The sequence below is a fragment of the Streptomyces sp. CA-251387 genome, assembly GCF_050936625.1.
Lineage (GTDB): Bacteria > Actinomycetota > Actinomycetes > Streptomycetales > Streptomycetaceae > Streptomyces.
The window spans coordinates 1,929,948-1,955,534 of the sequence record NZ_JBNJMJ010000001.1 but is presented as its reverse complement, the minus strand read 5'-3'; the positions used below and the strand labels follow the sequence as shown (position 1 = coordinate 1,955,534).

Here is a 25,587-nt window from a genome sequence, read left to right as displayed (position 1 = left end):
GCCGACCCCCCACAGGAGGACGTGAGTTGAAGCACCGACGCATACCCAAGCGGCGTGCAGCCGTGGCAGGTGCGGGTATCGCCGCACTGGTGGCCGCGGGAGTGACTTTCCAGACTGCGAACGCGAGTGAGACGCCTGAGGCATCCGCGCCGAAGACCCTGTCGGTCGGCGCGGCCGGAAAGCTCGCCTCGACGCTCGCGGAGGACCTCGGCGCCGATGCCGCGGGTACCTACTACGACGCGCAGACCAAGAACCTTGTTGTGAACGTCCTCGACGAGGCCGCCGCCGACGCCGTCGAGGCGGCCGGGGCCAAGGCGCGGGTCGTCGCGAACTCGCTCGCCGAGCTGAAGAGCGCGCGGACGACGCTCAAGCAGGACGCGACCATTCCGGGCACCTCCTGGGTGACGGACCCGACGACCAACAAGATCGTCGTGACCGCCGACCGTACGGTGTCCGATGCCGAGTGGGCCAAGCTCGGCAAGGTGGTCGACGGGCTGGGCGCCACGGCCGAACTCCAGCGGACGAAGGGGGAGTTCAAGCCCTTCATCGCGGGTGGTGATGCGATCACCGGTGGCAGTGGGCGCTGCTCGCTCGGCTTCAACGTCGTCAAGGGCGGCGAGCCGTTCTTCCTGACCGCCGGGCATTGCACCGAGGGTATCTCGACCTGGTCGGACTCCAGCGGCAAGGAGATCGGCAGCAACGAGACGTCCAGCTTCCCGGACAACGACTACGGGCTGGTCAAGTACACCGCTGAGGTCGACCACCCGAGCGAGGTCAACCTCTACAACGGCTCCACGCAGAAGATCACGGGGGCGGCCGAGGCCACCGTCGGCATGGCGGTCACTCGCAGTGGGTCGACCACGAAGGTGCACGACGGCAAGGTGACCGGGCTGGACGCCACCGTGAACTACGGCAACGGTGACATCGTCAACGGGCTGATCCAGACCGACGTCTGCGCCGAGCCGGGTGACAGTGGTGGGTCGCTGTTCTCCGGGGACAAGGCGATCGGGCTGACCTCCGGGGGTAGCGGTGACTGCACCTCCGGTGGGGAGACGTTCTTCCAGCCGGTGACCGAGGCGCTGTCGGCGACGGGGACCGAGATCGGCTGACGCCTTTCGTCGCTCGGTTCGTTCGTGAAGTCCCGCCCCTGTGTTGTTTGGGGGGCGGGACTTTGCGTGTTTGGTGCGGGTTGTGGCGCGTATGCCTGCGGCGGCCTGTGTTGCTTTGTGGGGGTTCGCGTAGCGCCTGCGGTGGGTTGGGGGTCGGGGCCGTGCCGGGGGGTGTCCGTCCTCGGTCGGGCGGTTGCCGTTCCTCAGAAGGGTGCCCTGTGTTGACGCCCGCCGCTGCGGGCGGACACCCCCCGGCACGTCCCCTTCCCGCCCTACGCGACTGCGGGTGCGTATCTCCGTGCGTTACGGCGTCTTGGGGCGGGCGCCTGTTCGCAGCCGGGCCGCCAGGAGTGTGATCGCGGTGCCCGCTGCCGCCCAGGCCGAGAGGACCAGGAGTGCGGCGGTCATGTCGTTGCCCTTGAAGTAGGCGATCGAGCGTGTTGCCCAGGTGCCTGCGCCCGGTGGCAGGGCTGGGCCGAGGTCTCTCCAGAACGGGGGGAGCAGTGGGGGTGGGAGGGCGCCGCCCGCGCTGGGGTTGCCCAGGATGACGATGATCAGGATGACCAGGCCGATGCCGGCCATGCCGAAGGTGGCCTGGAAGGCCAGGGTGGCCGCGCCCACCGCGAAGATGATCAGGGCGCCGAGGCCCCAGAGGGCGGCGATGCTGCCGGGCAGGGCGTCGAGGATCGGGCCGACGATCAGGGCGCCGCCGAGGCCGCCGATGATGGCGACCAGGGCCATGGCGATGAGGCGGATCGCCGAGCGTCTCGGGGTGGGGCGGCCGGCGCCCGAGCTGATCGTCATGATCGAGGCGCAGAGGTAGCCGCCCACGCACCAGCCCACGGTCACGTAGAAGGACGAGAGGCCGTTGGCGTCACGGCGGGCGGCCGGGGCCGCGTCGATGGTGCGGAGTGTGCGGGCCTCGGATTTTTCGAGGGTGGTGACGAGGGTCTCCAGGGTGGTGGCCAGCACCCTTCCGCCTCCGGTGGCCACCAGGAGGGTGTCGGTGGTGGCTGTCGGGTTGATCAGCAGGGCGCCGTCGATGTCGCGGTTCAGGATCTGCTTGCGGGCCGTTGCCTCGTCGGTCACGGCGCGGGGGTCGAGGGGGTCGCCGGGCAGGTTCTGCAGTCGGGTCACTGCTTGCTGGGCGGCTGCTCGGGGGGCTACGACGCCGAAGGGGACGTCCTTGGGTTTCGGGTCGTGCAGTGCTCCCACGTAGGAGGCGATGAAGAGCAGGGCCAGGGCCACCGTGCCGGTCACGAGCAGCGTGGCTCGTGGAGTGACGGCGTCCTTCACCTCGGCCAGGAAGGGGTTGCGTGGAGTGTCGGCGCCGGTGGTCTGCGTCATGCCCCCACGGTCCGGGTTGCGGCGTGTTTGTGCAGGTGGGAGGCGGCTGAACGGATGTCGTACGAGTGTTCGAGAAAGGGGCCGGACATGGTCTATGGTGGGGGTGGGAGAGTTGGGAACTGATGTTCGAGGATCGGTGTTCGAGAGCCGGTCCCGGGCTCATGAGTGCGGGAGGTGCGTGTGCCGGGGTTCACGCATCTGCACACCGCCTCCGGGTTCTCCTTGAGGTATGGGGCCTCGCATCCGGAGCGGCTGGCCGAGCGTGCCTCCGAGCAGGGCATGGATGCCCTGGCGCTCACCGATCGCGACACGCTCGGGGGTGCGGTCCGGTTTGCCAAGGCCTGTGCGGCGGCGGGGGTGCGGCCGTTGTTCGGCGTCGAGCTGGCCGTGGAGGAGTACGAGCTGTCGGGGTCGGGGGACTCTGTGCGGCGTCGTCGCGTGCCGGTGCGGGGTGGCGCCTTTGTCGATGAGTCGACGCCTCGGGTCACCTTTCTTGCTCGGGATGGGGCTCAGGGGTGGGCCGATCTGTGCCGAATCGTTTCGGCTGCGCATGCCGGGGAGGGGCCGCCGATGCTGCCCCGGGGGGACAACCGGGGGACGGGCTGATCGTCCTGCTCGGTCCCGGGTCCGATGTCGGGCGTGCGCTTGCCGCCGGGCGTCCCGATCGGGCGGCCAGGCTGCTCGGGCCCTGGCGGGAGATCTACGGCGACTCCCTGCGGCTGGAGGCCGTCTGGCACGGGCGCAAGGGCACCGGCCCGGGCTCGCTGCGGCTGGCCGCCCGTACCGTCGGATTCGCCGCCGAACAGCGTGTGCGGCCCGTGCTGAGCAATGCCGTCCGGTATGCGGAGCCCGGTCTGGGGCCGGTCGCCGATGTGCTGGACGCCGCGCGTCGGCTCGTGCCCATCGACTCCATCAAGGACCTGGACTCCGGTGAGGCCTGGCTCAAGGATGCGGAGGAGATGGGGCGGGTCGCCGAGCGGGTCGTCGAGGCCGCGGGTTTCCGGCGCGACACCGCGTACCGGCTGCTGGAGCAGACCGGGGCGGTGGCTGCCGAGTGTCTCGTCGATCCCGAGGACGACCTCGGTATCGGCAGCGTCCACTTCCCCGAGCCGTACCTCGTCGGTGCCGGACAGCGCACCGCCCAGCGGGCGCTCGCCTCGCGGGCCGTGGCGGGCATGGTGCTGCGCGGCTATGACGGGCGGCGGGCGTACTGGGAGCGGATGCATCAGGAGCTGGACATCATCGCCCACCACGGGTTCGCCTCGTACTTCCTGACGGTTGCTCAGGTGGTGGACGACGTGCGGAAGATGGGGATCCGGGTGGCCGCGCGGGGCTCCGGGGCGGGGTCGCTCGTCAATCATCTGCTCGGCATCGCGCACGCCGATCCCGTGGAGCACGGGCTGTTGATGGAGCGCTTCCTGTCCAAGCGGCGGCTGGTTCTGCCCGACATCGACATCGATGTGGAGTCCGCGCGGCGGCTCGAGGTCTATCGCGCGATCATCGACCGGTTCGGGACCGAGCGGGTCGCGACCGTCTCGATGCCGGAGACCTATCGGGTGCGGCATGCGATCCGGGACGTGGGTGCGGCCTTGTCCATGGACCCCGCCGACATCGACCGTATCGCCAAGTCCTTCCCGCACATCCGGGCGCGGGACGCCCGTGCGGCACTGGACGAGCTGCCCGAGCTCAGGCAGCTGGCGGGGGAGCGGGAGAAGTACGGCAAGCTGTGGGAGCTGGCCGAGGCGCTCGATGCCCTTCCGCGGGGCATCGCCATGCATCCGTGCGGGGTGCTCCTCTCCGATGCCTCCCTGCTCTCCCGTACGCCGGTCATGCCGACCAGCGGCGAGGGCTTCCCCATGTCGCAGTTCGACAAGGACGACGTCGAGGACCTCGGGCTGCTCAAGCTCGACGTGCTGGGCGTGCGGATGCAGTCGGCGATGGCGCACGCGGTCGCGGAGGTGGAGCGGGTCACGGGGGAGCGGATCGATCTGGACGCGCTCGACTTCGAGCGGGGGGACGGCGATCCGGCGACGTATCAGCTCATTCGTTCGACGGAGACGCTCGGGTGCTTCCAGATCGAGTCGCCCGGGCAGCGGGACCTGGTAGGGCGGCTTCAGCCGGCGACCTTCCATGACCTCGTCGTCGACATCTCGCTCTTCCGGCCCGGGCCGGTCGCCGCCGACATGGTGCGGCCGTTCATCGAGGCGCGGCACGGGCGGGCGCCGGTGCGCTATCCGCACAAGGACCTGGAGGAGCCGCTGCGGGAGACGTACGGGGTCGTCGTCTTCCACGAGCAGATCATCGACATCGTGCACATCATGACCGGCTGCGGTCGGGACGAGGCCGACCGGGTGCGGCGCGGGCTGTCGGATCCCGAGTCGCAGGGGCGGATCCGGGTGTGGTTCGCACAGCATGCGGCGGCCAAGGGGTATGACGCGGAGACCATCCGGCGGACCTGGGAGATCGTCGAGGCCTTCGGGTCGTACGGCTTCTGCAAGGCGCACGCGGTCGCCTTCGCCGTGCCGACCTATCAGTCGGCCTGGCTGAAGGCCCATCATCCGGCCGCCTTCTATGCCGGGTTGCTCACGCACGATCCCGGGATGTATCCGAAGCGGCTGCTGCTGGCGGACGCGCGGCGGCGTGGGGTGCCGATCCTGCCGTTGGACGTGAATGTGTCGGGGGTCGCACACCGGATCGAACTGGTGTCTGAATCTGGGCGGTCCGGGGGGACTTGGGGGCTGCGGCTCGCCCTCTCCGACGTGCACGGCATCAGTGAGGCCGAGGCGGCGCGGATCGCGGAGGGGCAGCCGTATGCCTCGCTCCTCGACTTCTGGGAGCGGGGCCGGCCCAGTCGTCCGCTCGCGGGGCGGCTCGCGCAGGTCGGCGCGCTCGACGCCTTCGGGGGCAACCGGCGTGATCTGCAACTGCACCTGACCGAACTGCACCGGGGCGCCCGGGGCGGCGGCGGGGGACAGCTTCCGCTGGCGGGCGGGCGGAAGACGGCCGCGGCCGGGCTGCCCGACCTCAGCTCGGCGGAGCGGCTCAGTGCCGAGCTGGGTGTGCTGTCCATGGATGCCTCACGCAATCTGATGGACGACCACCGGGCGTTCCTCGACGAGTTGGGCGTCGTCTCGGCGCGGCGGCTGCGGGAGGCGCGGCACGGCGAGGCCGTGCTGGTCGCCGGGGCCAAGGCGGCCACCCAGACGCCCCCGATCCGGTCCGGCAAGCGGGTCATCTTCAGCACGCTGGACGACGGGACGGGCCTGGTCGACCTCGCCTTCTTCGACGACTCGCACGACGCGTGCGCCCACACCGTCTTCCACTCCTGGCTGCTGCTCGTGCGTGGCGTGGTGCAACGGCGCGGGCCGCGCAGCCTGAGCGTGGTGGGTTCCGCCGCCTGGAATCTCGCCGAGCTGATCGAGCTGCGTGCCGAGGGCGGGCTGGACGAGGTGGCGGCGCGGCTGGCGGAGCCGGTACCGGTGCCGGGGGCGACGGGGGCCACAGGGGACGGCGGAGATCCGGCGCGCGGCCGGCGAATCCAAATGCCGACCGGATACGAACTGAACCCGTGGGCCGATCTGCGACCGGCGGGTCAAGAGCCTTCACAGATACGGAAGTTGTGGCACCAGAGTCCGGGGAGTGCGGGATGACCATCCTCTGCGTACGTTTCCAGCTGCCGCCGACGGACGAGGCGGCCCTGCCGGGGCTGCTCGGACTGCTGGAGGACTTCACGCCGGTCGTTCAGGCGCTGCCACCCGACGGGGCGCTGGCCGATCTGCGGGGCGCCGAGCGGTACTTCGGGCGGAACGCGGTCGAGCTGGCGTCGGTGATCCGGGTGCGCGCCCTCGCCCATCACGGGGTCGACTGCGTGATCGGCGCCGGTCCGGGGCCGATGCTGGCCCGCGTCGCCCTGCGGGACGCCCGGCCGGGGGTGACCTGTGCCGTCCCCGAGGAGCCGGACGCCATCGCGGAGTTCCTCGCCGAGAAGCCCGTCGCCGCGCTGCCCGGCGTCGGTGCCGCGACCGCCCGCACCCTGGGCGAGTACGGCCTCGACACCCTCGGCCTGGTCGCCGCCGCCCCCTTGTCCACGCTCCAGCGCCTGGTCGGCGCGAAGGCGGGCCGTGAGCTGCACGAGAAGGCGGGCGGAATCGACCGGGGCCGGGTGATGCCGAACGCCGTGTCGCGCTCGCTCGCCACCGAACGGCCCTTCACCCGCGACGAACTGGACCCCGACCGGCACCACCGCGCCCTGCTCTCCGCCGCCGAGGAACTGGGCGCCCGGCTGCGCGCCCTGGACAAGGTCTGCCGCACCCTGACCCTCACCGTCCGTTACGCCGACCGCTCCTCGACCACCCGCAGCCGTGCGCTGAAGGAGCCGACGGCCCACTCGCCGGCGCTCACCAGGGCGGCGTACGGCCTGTACGACGCCCTCGGCCTCCAGCGCGCCCGCGTCCGCGCCCTCGCCCTGCGTGCGGAGGGCCTCGACCCCGCCGAGCAGGCCTCCTACCAGCTCACCTTCGACCCGCTCGACGAGAAGGCCCGCCGCCTCGAGGAGGTCGCGGACCGCGCGCGAGCGAAGTTCGGGCCGCATGCGGTGATGCCGGGGTCGCTCGCTCGCCGTTTAGGGCTCAGTTGGCCCACGGCGGCGTGATGCGGGTGCCGTCGGCCAGCTCCGCCGTCAGGCCGATGGACGTGGTGACCCAGGTGATCGCCGTCCGGTCGGTCGGGTTCTCGACGGTCAGGGTCGCGCCGGGGTTGATGATCAGGGTGTCGCCGGGCGTGATCCGGTCGGTGCGGTCGTCGAGGGTGATCAGCAGTTCGCCGTCGAGGAGGTGGAGGATCTCCTCCCGGTTGACGGTGTGTGCGGGGGCCTTGGTCCCGGCCGGGATCTCGCCGCGCCAGGCGCAGAGTTCTTTGCTGCCGGTGCGGGGCGTGGCGTACGAGACGAAGCGTGCGCCGGGCCGCTCCGCTTGGGCTGCACGGGTAGGGGGCACGTTGTTCAACTGGCAGTCGATCCACGTGGTCGGGGGTCCAGGCCGACCGTGGGTGCCCCGGAAACAATGCGTTCCGGTGAGCCTGGGTGCCGCAGCGGGGGCGGTCGTCGGGCACCGCCGGAACGCGCTGTCTTGGTGTAGCGCCGCTGCGGCGGGAAGGGGGAGGGCGACCTCGTCCTGAACCCCGGGACGTCAACTCGGCTGAGCCGCGCAGCGCGGTCGCCGCCAGTCAGCTCGTGGACGAGCTCGTGCGCAAGGGGTACGTCGAGCGACGGCCGCATCCGCAGGATGCGCGTGCTCGGCTGGTCGTGCTGACCGAGCGCGGGTGGGCCTGTACGCGGGCCGCGGAAGAGGCGGCCGCGGACGTCGTGCGCGAATGGAGCGGTCTGGTGGGTGAGGCTGAAGTCCGCGCTGTATCGCCAGTTGCTGCGTCTCGCGCCCAGCGGCCCCCTGCGTCCTTCCTGGTGACGGCTTATCAGGAGACGTTCATCCGCCATTGACTATCACTGGAAGTTTTTACTGACGCGTAACTTCACACGTCTACTACTCGCCCGTAACTTGACGAGTGAACAGCATCCTCGTGATCCGGATCACAGGGCGTAAGGCAGTCGCACCTCCCTTGAGCCGCAAGGAGATCACCCGATGCTGCCCTGGAAACGAGTGCTCAGACCCCTGGCCGCGCTGCTGCTGACCACCGCGGTCGCCGTCGTCCCCGCCACCACCGCCCAGGCGGCCGAAGCGGCGGCGACCTCGAACAGTGGCTGGAACGACTACTCCTGCAAGCCGTCCGCCGCCCACCCCCGCCCCGTCGTCCTCGTGCACGGCACCTTCGCGAACTCCGTCGACAACTGGCTCGGACTCGCGCCCTACCTGAAGAACCGGGGCTACTGCGTCTTCTCCCTCGACTACGGCCAACTGCCGGGCGTGCCGTTCTTCCACGCCCTCGGCCCCATCGACAAGTCGGCGGAGCAACTGTCCGCCTACGTCGACAAGGTCCTCGCCGCGACCGGCGCCGCCGAGGCCGACCTCGTCGGTCACTCGCAGGGCGGCATGATGCCCCGCTACTACCTCAAGTTCCTCGGCGGTGCCGTGAAGGTGAACGCCCTCGTCGGCATCGCGCCCAACAACCACGGCACCACCCTGGCGGGGCTCACCAACCTGCTCCCGTACTTCTCGGGCGCCGAGGACCTGCTCACCACCGCCACGCCCGCCCTCGCCCAGCAGGTCGTCGGCTCCGACTTCATGACCAGGCTCAACGCGGGCGGCGACACCGTTCCCGGCGTCCGCTACACGGTCATCGCCACCAAGTACGACGAGGTGGTCACGCCGTATCGAAGCCAGTTCCTGAGCGGGCCCGGCGTGACGAACGTCCTGGTCCAGGACCTGTGCTCGGTCGACCTGTCCGAGCACGCCTTCGTGGGCCTGACCGACCGGATCGCCTTCCACGAGGTGGCCAACGCGCTCGACCCGGCCCACGCCACCCCCACCACCTGCGCCTCCGCGATCAGTTGAGCAGGTGAGCGCGGAACGCACCGCCGGGGCCTGACCGACCTGAGCCGCCGGTCAGGCCCCGGAGCTCTTGGCTCAGCGACCGTGACGAGCGCCGCCGGCCGCCCGTCGGCGCACCGACGCGAACAGGACCGCCGAACCGAGTGCCAGGGTGGCCGCGCCGCCCATCGCCAGATACGCCGTGCTGCTGTCGCCGCCGGTCTCGGCGAGGTTCTCGCCCGCGCCGGCCGCCTTCGGCCGGTTGGCCGGGGTGGAGGACTGCGCCTCCTCGGCCGCCGCGGCCGGGTCCGCCGACGTACTGGCGTCCTGGTCGCCGTGGCCGTGGTGCTCGATGGTCGACTTGTCGGCACCGTCCTCGATCTGCTCCTCGGAGGGCGCGGAGGCGCTCGGGGCCGGCGCGCCGCCGCCGCCGCTGCTGTCATCGGCGCTGCTGTCATCGGCGGTGCCGCCGCCGAAGGCGACGTCCGAGCAGGAGTAGAAGGCCTCCGGGCTGTCCGAGCGCTGCCAGACCGCGTACAGCAGCTGCTTGCCGGAGCGCTCGGGCAGGGTGCCGGAGAACGTGTAGAAGCCGCCCGAGGCCGCCGGGTCGGTGGCCGTCGCCACCGGGTTCGCCAGGTCCAGGTCGTCCCAGGCCAGCGGCTTTGTGGGGTCGTAACCCTGCTTGGTGAGATAGATCTTGAAGGTGCCCTTGTGCGGGGCGGTCACGCGGTACTTGAAGGTGTACGACCCGCTGCTCACGCTCGTCGCCGGCCAGTCGGCGCGGGCCAGGTCGAGGCCCTTGAACTCGTCGCTGTTCGCGCTGCACAGCTTGCCGTCCGGGATCAGCTCCTGGTGGCGGCCGGCCGCGTCGCCGATGCGGATGCCGTTCCAGTCGTAGAGGGCCTGCGTACCGCCCGCCGCGACAGCCGCCTTGCACGCGTCGGACTTCGGGCTCTCCGGGCCCTCCGCGTAGCACTGCGAGACCCGGCTGACCGGGTCGCCCATCGCACCGTGCGCCGCGGCGGGGGCGGTGGCGAGGGCGGTCAGGGCGAGCGGGGTCAGGCCGAGGGCGGCGACGGTGGCGGCCTTGCGGCGTGCGGGCATGGGGGATCTCCTCGGAACCGGAACGGGTGTGCCGGATCCAAGAAACCGTGAAATCGCCTGTCGCAGGGGGTTCGCGGCGATCTTTAGGGTCGCCTTAAGGGAGTGCTCAGACTGAGATCAGGTAGGTAGCGTGCACGCCATGACGAGCGAGGAGATCCGGCCCGCCACGGCCGCCGACGTCCCGGCCGTGAAGGACGTGACCGACGCGGCCTACACGCACTACATCGAGCGCATCGGGGTGGTCCCCGTGCCCATGGAGGCGGACCACGCGGCGAACGTCGCCGCGGGCAAGGTGTTCGTGACGGGCGATCCCGTGATCGGGCTCGTCGTGCTCGAGACGCACGAGGACCATCTGTTCCTCGACAGCATCGCCGTCCACCCCGACGCGCACGGCAAGGGCGTGGGGCGGCGGCTGCTGCACTTCGTGGACGCACGCGCTCGTGCGCTCGGCCTGCCCGAGGTCAGGCTCTACACGAACGCGCTGATGTGGGAGAACCAGAAGATCTACCCGAAGTACGGCTACGAGATCATCGAACGTCGGGTGGACGGGCCGTACGACCGCATCCACTACCGCAAGCGGCTGACCTGACGCGTTCCCGTATGACGTTTGTCCTTTTGCTTGCGTTTCCGTTTGATGCGGCCGGCAGCACGTCTCAGCCGTCCGGCCACCAGGTTTGCGCGATGTCCTTGCGGACCTCGGGTCGTCCCGAGGGGCGCTCGTCGGCCTCCTCAAGGACCCGGCGGGCGTCCGTCTTCCTCTTCAGGGGCTTCTGCACGGTCACACGGCGCATGGCTGCCTCCTTCAGGGGCCACCGAGTTCCTCGTTCTCAAGGAGGTAGACCCTTTCGGGGAGAGTTCCTCATCGCCGCTGGTCCTGTCAGTGGCGGCTGTCACCATTCGACTGTCAGTGGCGGGTGTCACTCTTGGCCCATGACGAACGGTGAAGACGCCCTCACAGGGACGGACATGGACTGGGACGCGGCAGCCGCCTCCTTCGACGACGAGCCGGACCACGGTCTGCGTGACCCCGAGGTGCGCCGAGCCTGGGCCTCCCGGCTGCGGTCCTGGCTCCCCGGGCGCGCGTCCGACGTCCTCGACCTCGGCTGCGGCACCGGCAGCCTGTCGCTCCTCGCGGCCGAGCAGGGACACCGGGTCACGGGCGTGGACCGGTCCCCGGCGATGGTCGACCTCGCCCGCGCCAAGCTCGCCGGGCGTGACGCGGCGTTCCTGGTCGGTGACGCGGCGGCGCCGCCGGTGGGGGAGGAGCGGTTCGACGTCGTACTCGTACGGCATGTCCTGTGGGCCTTGCCCGACCCCGCGCGCGTGCTGCGGCACTGGGTGGGGCTGCTGCGGCCCGGGGGACGGCTGGTGCTGGTCGAGGGCGTGTGGGGGACGGTCACCCCCGTCGGCATACCGGCGGACCGGCTCACCGGCCTGCTCGCCCCGCTCGCCGAGCACGTGCGCGTGGAGCACCTGTCGGACGACGAGCTGCTGTGGGGGAAGGCCGTGGCCGACGAGCGGTATGCCGTGGTGGCGACCGTCTAGGTCAGCAAGGATCCAGGCCCGCTAGACCAGCAAGGACTCCAGGCCGCCCTCGACGGTGGCGAACGCCTCCAGCTCGTCCAGGGCCGCCACCGCCGCGGCCGCGGCCTCGGGGTCCGTCTCCGCCAGGCCGCTCTCGGCGAACTCGTCCTCGTCGAGGCGGCGTACGTCCGTGCCGTCGGCGGATCGCCACAGGTCCAGGTCGAGGTCCTCGACGATCAGCTCGGTGCCGGACAGCGTGGCCGGGCGGGTGACATCGCAGTACCAGCCCTTGAGGGCGCCCGCGGCGTCGCGGACCTCCTTGACGGCGTACCAGCGGTCGCGCCAGTAGTACTCGGTGAAGACATCGCCCGGCTCGAAGCGGACGAAGCCGAAGTCGCGGACGCCGTCGCCGGACCAGGGGGCTCGGACGGCGATGCGGGTGCCGTCGTCCTGGAGCAGTTCGGCGGCATAACGGATCTTCGTCCGGCTTCCCTTGACGAGGACCACGTCCAACAGGGATGCCTGATCAGCCGAGTTCGCGGACATACCGCACCTCCGTCGCGCAGATCTCATAGCCGAGCCACTTGTTGATCGCGAGCATGGGGCCGTTGCCGGTGTCGTTGCCCGTGAACGCCTCCGTGCAGCCGGTGGCGCGGGCGCGGTGCAGCGAGTCGTTCTTGACGAGCTTGGCCAGGCCACGGCCGCGGTGGGCGCGGGCGGTACCGGTCATCGCCGTCGAGTAGCGGCCCTCGCCGTCGGTGTACGCCACGGTGAAGGCGGCTGGGCGGCCGTCGACCACCGCCACCGTGGTCAGCTCGTGGTTCAGCAGCGGGTGTTTCCAGGTCTCCTCGATCCAGGCCTCGTAGTCCGTGAACTCGGTGGTGACATCACTGGGTTCGTCCAGGACCGTCTCCGCGTCCAGCTCGAAAAGCGGGCGTGGATCGTCGGTGAAGTCGGCGGCCGTGCGCAGTTCGACGCCCGGTGGGACGTCCGGCAGCGGCGGGAGGGCGCCGTTCGCCAGGCCCAGCCGGAGGAAGTGGCCGGAGCGGCCCCTCGTGTATCCGCGCCGCTCGGCGAAGGCGCGGTTGGCGGGCTCGTCGAGGGCCCAGGCGAGCAGCTTGGTCGCGCCCTGTGCCGCCAGGTACTCCTCGCCGGCCTTCACCAGGAGCCGGCCGGCGCCGCGGTGGGTCCGGTCCGGGCGCACATAGACGTTCAGGCAGCCCTGGCCCGCATCCGGGCTGTCATGCACCAGGTGGACCTGCGCGGTGCCGATCACCTCCCCGTCCTCCTCCGCGATCAGCGGACGATAGCGGGCGTCGGGGTGCAGGTGGGTCGCGGTGTGCCGGACCGAGTCCGAGGTGAACAGGATGTATGGCAGGGCCAGGCGGCGGACCCGGGCGAAGCCCTCGGTGTCGGCCGGGACGTCGGGGCGGAGCTCGCGCACGATCACTGTCATGAAGAGGCACCGTACGTGGGGAGATGCCGGGGTGCCTCTCATTTTCCGGCGGCTGCGGGACAATCGGCATGTGAGCCTGAAGATCCACATCGATGACAGTGCGGCGCCGTACGAGCAGGTGCGGGCGCAGATCTCCGAGCAGGCGCGGTCGGGGGTGCTGCCGGTGGGGTACCGGCTGCCGACCGTGCGGGGGCTGGCGGAGTCGCTGGGGCTGGCGGCGAACACGGTCGCCAAGGCGTACCGGGCGCTGGAGAGTGACGGGGTGATCGAGACGCGGGGGCGCAACGGCACGTTCGTGGCTGCCGCCGGCTCGGCCGCGGAGCGTCAGCTGGCGTCGGCCGCGCAGGAGTACGTGGAGCGGGCCCGGCGGCTGGGGCTCACGGAGGCCGAGGCGTTGGCGGCTGTGCGGGATGCCCTGCGGGCGGCTTACGGGGAGTAGTCAGCGGCGTGCGGCGAGCTCCGGCGTGCGGGTTACCGTGCGGCCCGCTCGGGTGGCTGCCCTTGCGAAGACCACCGCGTCCTCCACCGCCGCCCCGCCGGGGTCGTTGTTGAAGTACGCGTACATGTCCTCGGTGTCGGACCAGGTGGTCGCGATGCGGTCGACCCAGGTCTCCAGGGAGCGTCGGCCGTAGCGGGGCCAGGGGTGGGCGCGGCCCTCGTGGAAGCGGACGTACCCCCAGTCGGTGGTGCGCCACAGGGGCGTCACCGGGCGGGCCTGGACGTCGGCCCAGCACAGGGCGGCTGCGCGGGACTCCAGGATCTCGCGGGTCTCGGATGCCCACCAGGACGCGTGGCGGGGCTCGACCGCGACCCTCGTCCCGGACGGGAAGCAGGCCAGGCAGGCATCGAGGAGCTCGGGGTCGGCGCGCAGAGTCGGCGGGAGTTGGAGGAGTACCGGCCCCAAGCGGTCACCCAGGCCCGCCGCGTGGGACATCAGACGGTGGACCGGCTCCTCGGGGTCCTTGAGGCGCTTGATGTGGGTGAGGTAGCGGCTGGCCTTCACCGCGACCACGAAGTCCCCCGGCACCCGGTCGTGCCAGGCCTCGAAGTTCTCCCGCGTCGGCAGCCGGTAGAACGCGTTGTTGAGCTCCACCGTGGCGAAGTGGCCCGTGTACTCCTCCAGCCACAGTCGCATGGGCACATCCGTGGGGTAGAGGGCACCCCGCCAGTCCCTGTACTGCCATCCCGACGTCCCGACGAGCAGGGTCATACCCCCATGAAAGCACTGGAGGGCTACAGATACAGCCCCGCGTCCGCCCCGTCCCGCGGCTCCGGCAGTGACGTCGGGGACGTGCCCCGCTTCAACGCGTACAGCTCCGCCAGGGTCGCCCCCTCCCGGCCGACCCCCTCGTCACTGCCCAGCCAGTTCACCGCCTCCCGGCGCGTCAGCGGCCCCACCTCGATACGGGCCAGACAGCGGCCGGGCCGGACGACGGCGGGGTGGAGGCGCTCCAGGTCCTCGTTGGTGGTGACGCCGACCAGGACGTTGCGGCCCTGGCCCAGCAGGCCGTCCGTCAGGTTCAGCAACCGCGACAACGCCTGGCCCGCCGTGTGCTTGGCCTCGCCGCGGATCAGCTCGTCGCAGTCCTCCAGGAGCAGCAGCCGCCAGCGGCCCTTGCCGGACGCGTCGTCCTCGCCGATCGCGATGTCCATCAGATAGCCGACGTCGGAGAAGAGGCGCTCAGGGTCCAGTACGCAGTCCACCTGGCACCAGTCCCGCCAGGAGCGGGCCAGCGTCCGCAGCGCCGACGTCTTGCCGGTGCCCGGCGGGCCGTGCAGCAGGAGCAGGCGGCCCGCGATGTCCTCCGGGGTTGTCTTCATCAGGCGGTCCATCGCGTCCGCGACCGGCGCCGTGTAGTTGGCCCGCACCTCGTCCCAGGTGCCCGCCGAGATCTGCCGGGTCGTGCGGTGCGGGCCGCGCCTGGGGGAGACGTACCAGAAGCCCATGGTCACGTTCTCCGGCTGCGGCTCCGGCTCGTCCGCCGCGCCGTCCGTCGCCTCGTCCAGCACCCGCGCCGCCAGTTCCTCGCTGGTCGCCGTCACCGTGACGTCGGCGCCCCGGTTCCAGCGGGAGATCAGCAGGGTCCAGCCGTCGCCCTCCGCCAGTGTGGCGCTGCGGTCGTCGTCGCGGGCGGCGCGCAGCACGCGGGCGCCCGGCGGCAGGAGCGTCGCTCCGGACCGTACGCGGTCGATGTTCACCGCGTGCGAGTACGGCTGCTCGCCCGTCGCGAAGCGGCCGAGGAACAGCGCGTCGACGACGTCGGACGGCGAGTCGCTGTCGTCGACGTTGAGCCGGATCGGCAGAGCGTCGTGTGGGTTCGCAGACATGCGGCCATGATCCGGCACGCGGCGCCCCCGTGCACCCGGTTTCCGTGCTACGTCCCGCCAACGGTTCATGTCGGCGCCGTGCCCGATGCGTCCGCGGTATGCCTGCTGTACCCCGTCCGTCCTGTTACAGGACCGTGTAGTGCAAAACCTGCCCGAGCGACTGTCACCCCCGTTACCGTTGTCCTTGATGGGACGTCATGGGTGGAATTCGGGGGCACGGCGGTGGCGGCTCACCGCGCTGCTCGGCGTGGGCGCGACGGCTCTGGCCCTGGTCGTGACCCTCCTCACCACGCTTCCGGGCAACGGCGTGAACACCGACGGCACCTCACGCGACGGCGACAAGGTCCACGGCACCCCGACCGCCACGCCGGACGCGACGAATCCGGAGGTCGGCTGGGGGTTCACCCACACCCAGCACAGCGCCGACGAGGGCCACTCGGCCGCCGTCGAGCGCGTCGAGGGACGGCTCGCGGACGCCGGGGGACTGCCGCAGATCCAGCACATCATGGGCTGGGGCGCGAACAACCCCGAGCCGGCCGAGGGGCGTTACGACTTCGAGGACATGGACCGGCGCATCGACTTCATCCGCGCCTCCGGCAGCACCCCGGTCGTCACCCTGTGCTGCGCCCCCGACTGGATGAAGGGCGGCAAGGCCGGCGTCGACAACACCGACTGGAGCCAGGCCGCCCTGGAGACGGCGCCCGAGCCCGAGCATTTCGACGACTTCGCCGCGCTAGCCGTGACCGTCGCCAAGCGCTATCCGGACGTACGGCACTTCATCGTGTGGAACGAGTTCAAGGGCTTCTGGAACGACGCCGAGGCCCGCTGGGACTACGAGGGCTACACCAAGCTCTACAACCTCGTCCGCAAGGCGTTGAAGAAGGTCAACCCGGACATCATGGTCGGCGGGCCCTACCTCGTGATGGACAGTGTCGACCCGCGCGCCCACGAGGCGTCGAAGGATCTCACCGGCCCCTGGGGCGCCCTGGACCAGCGCACCGTCGACGCCTTCGAGTACTGGAACCGGCACAAGACCGGCGCCGACTTCGTCGTCGTGGACGGCTCCAGCTACACCCGGGACGACGAGCTCCTGCCCGACGAGTTCACGGCCACCGACAAGTTCACGGCCGTCAGCCAGTGGGTACGGCGGCAGACCGACGACCTGCCCCTGTGGTGGGCCGAGTACTACGTCGAGCCCGCCGACGGCAACGACGAACGCAAGGGCTGGTCCGAGCCCCGCCGTGTCGCCGTCCAGGCCGCCGGCCTGATCGCGTTGGCCAAGGGCGGGGCCACCTCCGGCTTCTACTGGAACCCGGAGAAGGAGAAGGGCACCGAGTGCGCCGGCTGTCTGTGGACACCGACCGACACCGCCGGCGGCGGGGAGAAGCTGCCCATGTACGACCTGGTCTCCCGGTTCGGCAAGGAGTTCGGGCCGGGGACCGAGTACGAGAAGGTGTCCGTCGCCGCCGCCGACGTGCCCGACGTCCGGGTCCTGGCCACGGACGAGGTCGCGCTGGTCGTGAACACCCTCGACCGGCAGACCAGCGCGAAGATCGACGGCAAGAAGGTCGAGCTGCAGGCGTACGAGGTCAAGTGGCTCGAGCGCTGAGCCACTTGACCGCGACGCGATCGCTGCGATCGTCTACTTGATCGTCAGGAACCGCTGCACCAGCGAAGCCAGCAGCACCGCCAGCAGCGGCAGCGAGAACCAGAAGCTGCTCTGCAGCCACCGCAGCTGCCGCACGCTCGGCCGCACCGCCACCCGTACGACCTCACGGGCCATCAGCAGCCCGATCAGCGCGACCGCCGCGAGCCCGCCGACCACCGACCACGGCGTCCAGGTCACCTGCGGCCCGACCGGCCCGGGATCGGCCTTCGGGACCTCGCCCGTGGGCTGCTTCTTCAGCGCGTACATCGTCGCGTCGGCGTTGGCGAAGACCTTCTTCAGCTCCTGCCGTTGGTCCAGGTTCTGGATCAGGCGTGTCTCCCAGGTAGCCGAATAGCCCACGTCCAGCCGGAGATAGGTGACCTGACCACGGTTGATCATCAGATACGAGTTCGGCCCCGCGTCCTTGAGCGCCTTCACCAGGCCCGACACCAGCACCGGGTCGACCGGCGCCTGCGTCGGCACGTACTCGACCTTCTCCATGTCCCGCGAGCCCCACGGCATCGCCGGTGTCACGTCGTTGACGGGATCGCTGCTCAGCCACAGCAGCCGCAGGCTCGGATCGTCATGGGCGTACACGTACTCCATGGCGGCGACCTCGCCGGGCCGCACCCGCTCGAACGGCTCGTTGCCCCAACGCGCCACCAGGAAGCCGCCCATGAGCGCCAGGCCCGCCATCAGCGCGGCCAGCGGGGCGAGGCTCACCCGGTCCTTGTCCCGCTCCTTGGCGGTGACGCCGGTGCGCGGGAAGAGGGCGAGTCCGGTGAGCAGGGCCGCGCCGGGCAGGGCGAACATGAAGACCCGCAGGGCCATCTCACCGCCGTACGACTGCATGCCGAAGCCCAGGAACGGCACGAAGGTGAGGACGAGCAGCGAGCGCTCCCGGTAGTGGTGGAAGCGCCGGCGCCACCAGCCCCAGCAGGCCATCGCCATCACACTGCCGGCGAGCAGCACGCGCGTGTACAGCACCAGCTTGTGAGTGGAGCTGCCGCCCTCGATACGGCCGGAGACGGAGGACGACACATTGCTGCCGACGCCGCCGACACCGCCGAAGAGCTCGTCGAAGTGCCCGGACCAGTACGGCTCGGCCATGAAGCCGATCCACACGGTCACCATGACGCCGAACAGGATGGGCAGGCCGCGCAGTTCCGACTTGCCGATCAGGACGAGTGCCGTCAGCACGCCCAGCATCACGAACGGCGTGAGCTGGTGGGCCGGGACGCTCGCCGCGAACAGACCGGTCACCACCATCAGCAGGACCGCCCGCTGCCGCCGTTCGGCCGGCTCGACCTCCAGCTCGCCGGGCCGCCACTTCGTCCAGATCACGCGCGGGGCGCGGAACCAGACCAGCAGGATCGCCGCGAAGACGAGGTACAGCAGATAGGTGAAGCCCTGCGGTGAGAAGTAGTCCTGGCCCACCCAGCCGCTGAGCACGAAGACCCAGATGCCGGTCCACTTGGCCCGCCAGCTGGCCCGCATGGAGCGCACGAGCAGGAACATCGGGACCAGGTACAGGAGTTGCATGGCCAGCGGCCACCAGCGGATGACCTCGGTGAGATCGGTGACTCCGCAGGCCTTCGCCACGAACGCGGCCGCCGCGAAGAAGCCCGGCCAGCTCCAGCGCGCGTCCAGGTCGGGCACGGCCGACCCGGTGCGGTCGATGTAGTCGAGGAAGCCGAGGTGCTGCCAGGCCGTGGCGAACCGTGGCTCGGTCTCGATCAGCGCGGGCAGGGAGTGCAGGGAGACGACCGTGGCGAGCAGGGTGACCAGCAGCAGCGCCCTGTGCTCACGGCCCAGCCACAGCAGCGAGGCGAACACCACCGCCAGCAGCGCGGCCCCGACCAGCGTCGGCAGCGGCAGCACCGAGATCAGCCCGAGCCCGCCCATCCCGTCCAGGTCGGCCTCGCCGAGCCGCAGCGAGGGCACCCAGTACAGCAGCAGCGCGGCGATCAGCAGACAGCCGAGGACTACCCCGAGGCGGGTGGGCTGGAGCCGCTCGCGCCAGGTCGGCGCGGGCGCGTCGGGCTGTCGTACGGGCTCGTCGGGCATGGGCGGCTCTCCCCGTACGACGGCCTCCTGCCGTACGACGGCCTCCTCCCGTACGGCAGCCTCCTCGCGCTCTTCCGGTACGGCCTCCTCGCCCCTGCCCGCGTCGAAGTCCTCCTCGAACGGCGCGTCCACCTCGGCGGGCCCCAGCGAGGCGTCCGAGCCGGGCTCGCGCTTCTCGACCGGCAGCCCGAGATCCGCTGTGCGCGCCCAGGTAGGCCGGTGTTCGGGACGTACCGGTGGCGTGCCCGTGGGCGGTGTGCCCGGGCCCGGGCGGACGTCGGGCCGGCGTTCCAGGTGGTCGAAGTCGACGTGGATGCCGAGGGCGAGGGTGTCGGTGTCGAGCGCCCAGCCGGGCATGCGCCCCCGCGCTCCCTCGGGCGCCTCGCGCGCTCCCAGGTCGGCGAGGTCACCGTCGGGGGCCGCGTCCTCGGGCACCTCGGCCGATGTCGCCCGTGCGGTCCGGTACAGCTTGGGCGCGGCGATCGCGACGATCACCGCGAGGGACGCGATCTCGGCGACGCCGGCACCGGTCAGGCCCATGCGGGGCAGCAGCACCAGGGTGAGACCGAGCACCAGGGCGCACAGCAGGCCCTGCAGCCAGGCCAGTCCGGCGGTGCGGCTCTGTGCGCGCAGGACCGCGAAGTACGTCTCCATCACGACCCGCAGCAGCGCGCCGACGGCGAACCAGCGCAGCAGCGGGGTCGCCGCGTCCGCGTATCCCTGGCCGAAGACGCCCAGGATCCAGGGCGCCCCGAAGAACAGGACCGCGCAGACCGGCACCATGATCCGCGCCATGCGCTTCAGCGCGGCCCGGGTGTTGGCGGCCAGCCGTCCCGGCGCGTGCGAGCCCTCGACGGTGAGGGAGGCGCCCATGTTGATGGCGAGCAGATTGACGGTGCCGCCGATCGTCGCCGTGATGTAGAAGTACGCGTTGTCCTCGGCGGAGACCTGCGCGGCCACGATCACCGGGATGAGATAGACCACGGCGAGCGAGAACAGCGAGCCGGTGTAGTCGCCTGCCAGGAACTTCCCGATCTCCTTCAGGGACGGCGGGCGTGCGTGGTCCTCGGTCGCCTCCTCATGGCGCGGCACCAGGCGCCGGAACACCAGCCAGCCCAGCGGCAGCACCGACACCGCGATGGCCGCGACCCACGACACGAAGACACCGGCGGTGGGGATCGCCACCGCGAAGGCCACCAGCAGACCCAGCTTCACCGCGGAGAACACGGTGTTGCCGACCGGCACCCACACGGCGCTGCGCAGCCCGGTCAGCACGCCGTCCTGCAGCGTGAGCAGGTTCCAGGCGATGACGGCCACGACGAAGAAGAGCCCGCCCGCCGCCCCGTTCAGGAACCGGTACGACGGCCCCCACAGGTCCAGCGTCAGCAGGAAGACGCCCGCGGCCAGCGCCACGACCAGGCAACTGCCCGCGTACGTCCGGAAGATCAGGCGGCCGCTCGCACGTCCCGCCACCGGAATGAACCGGGCCAGCGCCCCCGTCAGCGTCACCGCCGTCAGGCCCGCCAGGAACTTCATCGCGGCGATCGCGGCGGAGCCCTGGCCGACCGCGGACTCGGAGTAGTAGCGGGCCGCGGCCAGCCAGAAACCGAGCCCCAGCACGGCGGAGATACCCGTGTTGATCATCAGGGCGTAGGCGTTGCGGAACAGCTGACTGCCCCCGGAGGACCTGCCCAGGCCGGGCAGGCGAAGCCGGCGCCCCGACCGCTCGGGCGCCTGGGTGTCGGGCGAGGCGGGCTCGGTCGTGGTCGTCGTGTCAGACACGGGAACGGATGGCCTTCCGGCGGACCTGTCGTGCTCTGCGGACCAGGGCGTACCCCTTGGTGAGGGCGCGGTCCCCGGCGAAGGTGCGGGCGATCGCACGGCCCTCGACCAGCCGCTGGAACTCCTCGATGCCGGTGCCGCGGCGCACGGTCAGGCGGGTGAGGGCGTACGGCCCCTGCCGGCGCCGCGCGAGGCCGTTGTTGACGGCGAGCGCCTGGGCGTACCCCGTCTCGCGCACAGCCTCGCGCACCCGGCGGCTGGAGTAGCCGTACGGGTAGGCGAACGAGGCCGGGACGGTGCCGAGCTGGTCCGAGATGATCTCCTTGCACAGGATCAGCTCGGAGCGCAGCCTGTCGTCCGGGAGCTGGTCGAGCTGCGGATGCGTGTGGCTGTGGCCGCCGATCTCGACGTCCGCCTCCGCGAGGTCGCGGACCTGGTCCCAGTCGAGCATGGAGTCCAGGCCGCCGCCCATGTCGTGCGGGCCCTTCAGCCAGCCCGTGGAGACGAACACCGTGGCCGGGAAGCCGTGCTTGGCCAGCACGGGCAGGGCGTGCCGGTGCACGCCCTCGTAGCCGTCGTCGAACGTGATCAGCACCGGCCGCTCGGGCAGCGGTTTGCCGGAGCGCCAGCGCGCCGCGAGATCGGCCGTGCGGACCGGAGTCAGGCCCAGATCGCCGATCAGCGCCATCTGCTCGGCGAACGCCTCCGGCGCCACCGACAGGGTGCGGGTGGCGTCGTTCGGCGAGGTGGAGACGGCGTGGTACATGAGAATCGGCACGCGCGTGTCGGTCATCTGCTTTCCCCCTTGATGCCCGCTTCCCCCTCGATTCCCGCTTCCCCCTCGATTCCCGCCACCGAGTACGCAGCGCCGCCCCGGCGCGCCCGGACACTCCCCACCACGTACCCACCGGCCGCCGTCAGCACCCCCGCGACGATCGCGCCCGCCCGCCCCGCACCGCCCGGCCGGGCCAGCAGGGCGTCCCGCAGCCCGCGCGCCACCCCGGCCGGCAGGACCCGGGTGGTGTACCGGCGTTCGGACTCAAGTCCCTTGTCGGCGCCGACACTTCGGGCCACCAGCGCCTTGGACAGCCCTTCGGCGTACGTCCGCGTGCGGAAGTACCCGAAGTGCTCGCGCGCCTCGGGTACCCGGTGGTGGATCACCGCACGGTCGTCGATGAGCAGCACCGCGTCGGGCCGGGCCCGCGTCAGCCGGATGCACAGTTCCGTCTCCTCGCAGCCCAGCGGCAGCCGGTCGCCGTCCCGTCCGATGCCGCTGGCGAAGCCGCCCGCGAAGTCGAACGCCGTACGCCGGAAGGAGGCGTTGCCGCCGAGGACGTTGCGCACCTTAACCCGGCCGCGCGGCAGGCCGCGGTAACTGCAGCCGACGACCCAGTCGAACTCCTCCGGGAACCACGCCGGCCGGCGCCCCGACGCCCAGATCGGCTCCGTGCGCCCGCCGACGGCCATGACGCGCGGGTCGGCGTACCCCGCGGCGAAGTGCCGCAGCCAGTCCCGCTCGGCCACGGCGTCGTCGTCGAGGAACGCGATCACCTCGCCGTACGAGGCGGCGATACCGGTGTTGCGGCCGGCGGACAGACCGCGGGGGCCCGCGTTGGCGAGCACCCGCACATCGGTCGCTTCCTTGTACTCCTTGGTCAGCCGGTCCAGGAGGGCCTCGTTGTGGTCGACGACCAGCAGCGTCTCCAGGGCCGGGTACGCCTGCGCCCGCACCGAGGAGACCGCCGCGAGGATGTCCTCCCAGCGGTCCTCGGTGTACACGCAGATCACGACGGAGATGTCGGGACCGCTCAAGACGCCTCTCCCCGGACCGAGTGACTCGAGCGACCCGAGTGAACCGGGCGAACCGAGTCGAGCGTCGGGGAGTGCGCCGCGGCGCTGCGGCGGCGCAGGGCGCGCCGGTTGGAGCGCTCCTTGAGGATCACCTTGAGCACCCTCAGCCCGTCCCGCACGGCCCGCAGATTGCTGGTGCCGTGGATGCGGAGGTACTCGTGGCTGGGTATCTCCTGCACCTTCAGCCCCGCCTTGACCACCCGGATGTTCATCAGGGTCTCCACCTCGAAGCCGGTGCAGTCGAGGTCGATCTTGTCCAGGCAGTGCCGCCAGAACGCGTTGTATCCATAGCAGAGATCGGTGTAGCGGGCGCCGAACTTGCGGTTGACGGCCGTGCACAGCGCCCAGTTGCCCAGCTTGCGGATGAAGGTCATGTCGTCGGTGCCGCCGCCGTTGGCGAAGCGGGACCCCTTGGCGAAGTCCGCGCCCGAGACCAGGGCGGAGACATACGACAGGATCTCGTTGCCGTCGGCCGAGCCGTCCGCGTCGACCATCACGATGATGTCGCCGGTGGCCGCCTCGAACCCGGTGATCAGGGCATCCCCCTTGCCCTTGCCGCGCTGCCGCACGACCTTCACGTCCGGCCACAGTTCACGGGCCACTTCGACGGTGTCGTCGGTGGAGTTGCCGTCCACCAGGACCACTTCGTGTATCCAGTCCGGCAGTGTCTTGAAGACGTACGGCAGATTCTCCGCCTCGTTCATGGCCGGGATCACCACGCTCACCGGCGGCGCGATGGCCAGGTGCGAGGAGACGGGCCGGTACTTGCCGGCCGGTGACGGATCGTGATCCGCGACCGCCGGGCGCAGTGCAGAACTCATGAGTCTGGTCCCTCTCGTCCGGTGGACCGCCCGCCCCTGGGCGGCCCGGTTATGTGTCCGGTTCGAAAGGGGGGTTCTTCTCACTCACGGCACGGAGGAACGGATCTCCGTACGCGTGTGGTGAGCTGGCATGTCTGGCCGGCCACCCGAAGATCGGCAGCCGGTCGCGCGGCACGACTCGGTCGCAAGTGCGGACACCTTCACCGAGCACCCCCCTACCGCGCCCCGCTCCGTGACCGCCGCGGTCCTTGAGCCCTCCCCTAGAGCCGCTTGCTGACAGTCCGATGCGGGTGAGATGTACGACGGTATTGATGATTGCGCCTGTATGGCAAGAGCTGGAACGAGCCCTCACGTTTTTGTTGGTTTGACCGGAGTTATCGCTCTCCCGAGCGGATCTTCCCCATCCGCTTGAGGAGCCGGTCCGCCGGTTCGAACAGTTCCGGCCGTGACTGCACCGTGTTGCGCAGCGCCCGGACCGGGGCACGGCGTGCCCGGTGCCCGAACGCGACCGGGTGACGCCGGGTCACCCACCCCTCCGACACCGTCAGCTCGCGTGTCTTCAGGGAGTCCTTGTACTCCTTCTGGCCCCGCCCGAGATCCAGATAGGCGATGCCGTCGGCGGCGGCCGCCTCGGCCATGCGCAGATGCAGCACCAGCCCGGGCGAGTACTTCGAGAACGCCGGGTCGTACGCCGGGAACCAGCACGCCAGCACCCGCTCGGTGCGCAGCCCGAAGTGCGCGGCGATCGGCTTGTCGTTCGCGTACAGCACCGAGAGGACGCCCGCGAACGGCTCGGAGCGGGTGTGGAACAGCTGCTCCACGAGCGCGGTGATCCACTCGTGCGCGAACCGGTCGCTGCGCCCGGTCCTGCGGTACTGCGCGGACTTCCAGTCCATCAGCGTGCGCAGGGCGGCGGGATCACGCTCGTCGTGCACATACCGCACACCGTCGTGGTCCCGGCCCAGCTTGCGCTCCTTGGCGAGCGTCGTCCGCGTGAACTTCGGTGACCGCTCGCGCAGTTGGGCCAGATACGCCTCGTACCCCTGGTCGACGTCCATGACCGGGGACGGATACGTGCCGGTCGCCTCCGTCGCGAACGCCGTCTGGCCCTCCACCAGGTGGTCGAACTCCCAGACGGCGAGCCCGCACGCCTTCAGCAGCTCCCGGGCGTCCCAGGTGAACCCGGGCCGGTGCACCAGGCCCTGGGCGTCCGAGACACCCAGGCCGACGGCCCGGCCGACACCGGCCGCCGTCCGCTGGAACGGGAAGAACGCCGCGGGCTCCCCGCCTTCCCGTACGACCGCGATCCGCGCCCCGCGCCGGCAGCGGCCGACCGCGAGGGCGAACTCGGGCGAGAGGAACGGGTTGCCCAGCTCGGGCGAACCCTGCAGATGGGCCTTGGACTGCATCGATGTCCACGCCGCCCGGTCGGCGGAGCTGAGCTCGCCCGGGCGGTACACGCTGATGTCCACGTCAGTCAGTCCGCCTTTGCGTCGTACGGCCGCGCAGCCGCCGTACCAGGACCAGCAGGAGAATGAGGGCGCTGATCGCGGTCACCGCCACGATCCCGCCGCGTACCGACCACCGGTGCACGGCCAGCATGCCCTGGGTCACCAGCATGTTGACGACGACCGCGCCCGCAACCGCGGCGACGGCACGGCCGAAGAGATCCAGCCCGCGCAGCGCGGCGGCGATCGCCGCGGCCGGCGCCGCGAGCAGGAAGAACAGAGTGAAGGGGCCGCGCAGCGGCGAGCCCGAGTCGACGAGCGCGAGGACTGCGCCGATTCCCCCCACAGCCGTCGCGGCACCCGCGAGCAGCGGTGTCAGGTCCCTCCCCGGCCCTGGTCGCGCCCGCTCGGTGTCCTCAGCCTCGGCTCTGGATGAAGCTGTCTTGATACGTAAGGTCTGCATTGGCGACTTTGCCCCCCGAAGCGCCGGATGCCGGGCTTCAATGTGGCTCAGTTCCGCGCCGGCCGTCAAGATGCGCATGGACTCTTGACATTTGCTGGTGTCCGGCTTCGCGCAAGTGTTCCCCGAAGGCCGGTGGGGCCTCCGGGGAACGGTTGTT

Annotated in this window: 21 protein-coding genes and 2 pseudogenes; 9 read left to right on the top strand and 14 right to left on the bottom strand. The window is 70.9% G+C overall.

Translation table 11 applies throughout. The features are described from left to right. The first annotated feature begins 26 nt into the window (after positions 1–26). Positions 27–1,109, top strand: coding sequence for a S1 family peptidase (locus ACQEV2_RS08605; RefSeq protein WP_433038248.1), 1,083 nt, complete (start codon positions 27–29; stop codon positions 1,107–1,109). 303 nt (positions 1,110–1,412) lie between these two features. On the opposite strand, the gene ACQEV2_RS08600 is transcribed toward ACQEV2_RS08605, so the two are convergent. Further along, complete coding sequence (locus ACQEV2_RS08600; protein WP_433038246.1) at positions 1,413–2,456, bottom strand: DUF3533 domain-containing protein; 1,044 nt, start codon at positions 2,454–2,456, stop codon at positions 1,413–1,415. Positions 2,457–2,636: 180 nt separating this feature from the next. Between ACQEV2_RS08600 and ACQEV2_RS08595 the strand changes: the two are divergent. Together ACQEV2_RS08595 and ACQEV2_RS08590 are read left to right on the top strand one after the other, a co-directional pair. Continuing rightward, a pseudogene (locus ACQEV2_RS08595) lies at positions 2,637–6,106 on the top strand (DNA polymerase III subunit alpha). Beyond that, positions 6,103–7,107 (top strand): DNA polymerase Y family protein, encoded by a 1,005-nt coding sequence (locus ACQEV2_RS08590; protein WP_433038244.1) that lies wholly within the window; start codon positions 6,103–6,105, stop codon positions 7,105–7,107. Before ACQEV2_RS08595 ends, ACQEV2_RS08590 begins: the two are co-directional and overlap by 4 nt. Here the strand turns inward: ACQEV2_RS08590 and ACQEV2_RS08585 are convergent. Next, positions 7,085–7,450, bottom strand: a complete 366-nt coding sequence (locus tag ACQEV2_RS08585) for a cupin domain-containing protein (RefSeq protein WP_433038242.1) — start codon at positions 7,448–7,450, stop codon at positions 7,085–7,087. The genes ACQEV2_RS08590 and ACQEV2_RS08585 overlap by 23 nt on opposite strands. A gap of 221 nt (positions 7,451–7,671) precedes the next feature. On the opposite strand from ACQEV2_RS08585, the pseudogene ACQEV2_RS08580 reads away from it, so the two are divergent. Both ACQEV2_RS08580 and ACQEV2_RS08575 read left to right on the top strand, forming a co-directional pair. After that, a pseudogene (locus ACQEV2_RS08580) lies at positions 7,672–7,918 on the top strand (MarR family winged helix-turn-helix transcriptional regulator); the annotation flags it as partial. 174 nt (positions 7,919–8,092) lie between these two features. Beyond that, positions 8,093–8,962 (top strand): esterase/lipase family protein, encoded by an 870-nt coding sequence (locus ACQEV2_RS08575; RefSeq protein ID WP_433038240.1) that lies wholly within the window; start codon positions 8,093–8,095, stop codon positions 8,960–8,962. A 72-nt stretch (positions 8,963–9,034) separates the two neighbouring features. Here the strand turns inward: ACQEV2_RS08575 and ACQEV2_RS08570 are convergent, their stop codons facing one another. Further along, a complete protein-coding gene (locus ACQEV2_RS08570) occupies positions 9,035–10,042 on the bottom strand; it encodes a lytic polysaccharide monooxygenase (protein WP_433038238.1) in 1,008 nt (335 codons plus the stop codon). A 139-nt stretch (positions 10,043–10,181) separates the two neighbouring features. Between ACQEV2_RS08570 and ACQEV2_RS08565 the strand changes: the two genes are divergently transcribed. Further along, a complete protein-coding gene (locus ACQEV2_RS08565; RefSeq protein ID WP_433038236.1) occupies positions 10,182–10,631 on the top strand; it encodes a GNAT family N-acetyltransferase in 450 nt (149 codons plus the stop codon). A 64-nt stretch (positions 10,632–10,695) separates the two neighbouring features. Here ACQEV2_RS08565 and ACQEV2_RS08560 read toward each other — a convergent pair whose 3' ends face one another. After that, entirely contained in the window at positions 10,696–10,833 is a 138-nt protein-coding gene (locus ACQEV2_RS08560; RefSeq protein ID WP_433038234.1) for a hypothetical protein, read from the bottom strand. Between the two features lie 139 nt (positions 10,834–10,972). Here ACQEV2_RS08560 and ACQEV2_RS08555 point away from each other — a divergent pair, with 139 nt between their 5' ends. Beyond that, on the top strand, positions 10,973–11,587 hold the full coding sequence (locus ACQEV2_RS08555; protein WP_433038232.1) for a class I SAM-dependent methyltransferase: 615 nt from the start codon (positions 10,973–10,975) through the stop codon (positions 11,585–11,587). Between the two features lie 21 nt (positions 11,588–11,608). Here ACQEV2_RS08555 and ACQEV2_RS08550 read toward each other — a convergent pair whose 3' ends face one another. Both ACQEV2_RS08550 and ACQEV2_RS08545 read right to left on the bottom strand, forming a co-directional pair. Continuing rightward, on the bottom strand, positions 11,609–12,112 hold the full coding sequence (locus ACQEV2_RS08550) for a DUF402 domain-containing protein (protein WP_433038230.1): 504 nt from the start codon (positions 12,110–12,112) through the stop codon (positions 11,609–11,611). Then, positions 12,093–13,022 carry an N-acetyltransferase family protein gene (locus ACQEV2_RS08545; protein WP_433038228.1) on the bottom strand — a complete coding sequence of 310 codons (930 nt, stop codon included), beginning with the start codon at positions 13,020–13,022 and terminating at the stop codon, positions 12,093–12,095. Before ACQEV2_RS08545 ends, ACQEV2_RS08550 begins: the two co-directional genes overlap by 20 nt. Positions 13,023–13,092: 70 nt before the next feature. Between ACQEV2_RS08545 and ACQEV2_RS08540 the strand changes: the two genes are divergently transcribed. Next, on the top strand, positions 13,093–13,461 hold the full coding sequence (locus ACQEV2_RS08540) for a GntR family transcriptional regulator (RefSeq protein ID WP_433038226.1): 369 nt from the start codon (positions 13,093–13,095) through the stop codon (positions 13,459–13,461). On the opposite strand, the gene ACQEV2_RS08535 is transcribed toward ACQEV2_RS08540, so the two are convergent. After that, complete coding sequence (locus ACQEV2_RS08535; protein WP_433038224.1) at positions 13,462–14,232, bottom strand: DUF72 domain-containing protein; 771 nt, start codon at positions 14,230–14,232, stop codon at positions 13,462–13,464. It lies immediately after the preceding gene. A 23-nt stretch (positions 14,233–14,255) separates the two neighbouring features. Further along, the gene (locus tag ACQEV2_RS08530; protein WP_433038222.1) at positions 14,256–15,350 is read right to left on the bottom strand and encodes a DUF5925 domain-containing protein; all 1,095 of its coding nucleotides are present in this window, start codon (positions 15,348–15,350) and stop codon (positions 14,256–14,258) included. 187 nt (positions 15,351–15,537) lie between these two features. On the opposite strand from ACQEV2_RS08530, the gene ACQEV2_RS08525 reads away from it, so the two are divergent. Continuing rightward, a complete protein-coding gene (locus ACQEV2_RS08525) occupies positions 15,538–16,959 on the top strand; it encodes a GH39 family glycosyl hydrolase (RefSeq protein ID WP_433038220.1) in 1,422 nt (473 codons plus the stop codon). A gap of 33 nt (positions 16,960–16,992) precedes the next feature. Here ACQEV2_RS08525 and ACQEV2_RS08520 read toward each other — a convergent pair whose 3' ends face one another. The 6 genes from ACQEV2_RS08520 to ACQEV2_RS08495 all read right to left on the bottom strand — a co-directional run bounded on the left by ACQEV2_RS08520 (position 16,993) and on the right by ACQEV2_RS08495 (position 25,313). Next, a complete protein-coding gene (locus ACQEV2_RS08520) occupies positions 16,993–20,847 on the bottom strand; it encodes a lipopolysaccharide biosynthesis protein (RefSeq protein ID WP_433038218.1) in 3,855 nt (1,284 codons plus the stop codon). After that, positions 20,840–21,640, bottom strand: coding sequence for a polysaccharide deacetylase family protein (locus tag ACQEV2_RS08515; protein WP_433038216.1), 801 nt, complete (start codon positions 21,638–21,640; stop codon positions 20,840–20,842). Before ACQEV2_RS08515 ends, ACQEV2_RS08520 begins: the two co-directional genes overlap by 8 nt. Next, positions 21,637–22,659 carry a glycosyltransferase family 2 protein gene (locus tag ACQEV2_RS08510; RefSeq protein WP_433038214.1) on the bottom strand — a complete coding sequence of 341 codons (1,023 nt, stop codon included), beginning with the start codon at positions 22,657–22,659 and terminating at the stop codon, positions 21,637–21,639. Before ACQEV2_RS08510 ends, ACQEV2_RS08515 begins: the two co-directional genes overlap by 4 nt. Continuing rightward, a complete protein-coding gene (locus ACQEV2_RS08505; protein ID WP_433038212.1) occupies positions 22,656–23,519 on the bottom strand; it encodes a glycosyltransferase family 2 protein in 864 nt (287 codons plus the stop codon). The genes ACQEV2_RS08510 and ACQEV2_RS08505 overlap by 4 nt, the downstream gene beginning before the upstream one ends. 374 nt (positions 23,520–23,893) lie before the next feature. After that, a complete protein-coding gene (locus ACQEV2_RS08500) occupies positions 23,894–24,991 on the bottom strand; it encodes a GNAT family N-acetyltransferase (protein WP_433038210.1) in 1,098 nt (365 codons plus the stop codon). Between the two features lies 1 nt (position 24,992). Further along, on the bottom strand, positions 24,993–25,313 hold the full coding sequence (locus tag ACQEV2_RS08495; protein ID WP_433038208.1) for a hypothetical protein: 321 nt from the start codon (positions 25,311–25,313) through the stop codon (positions 24,993–24,995). Positions 25,314–25,587 lie beyond the last annotated feature (274 nt).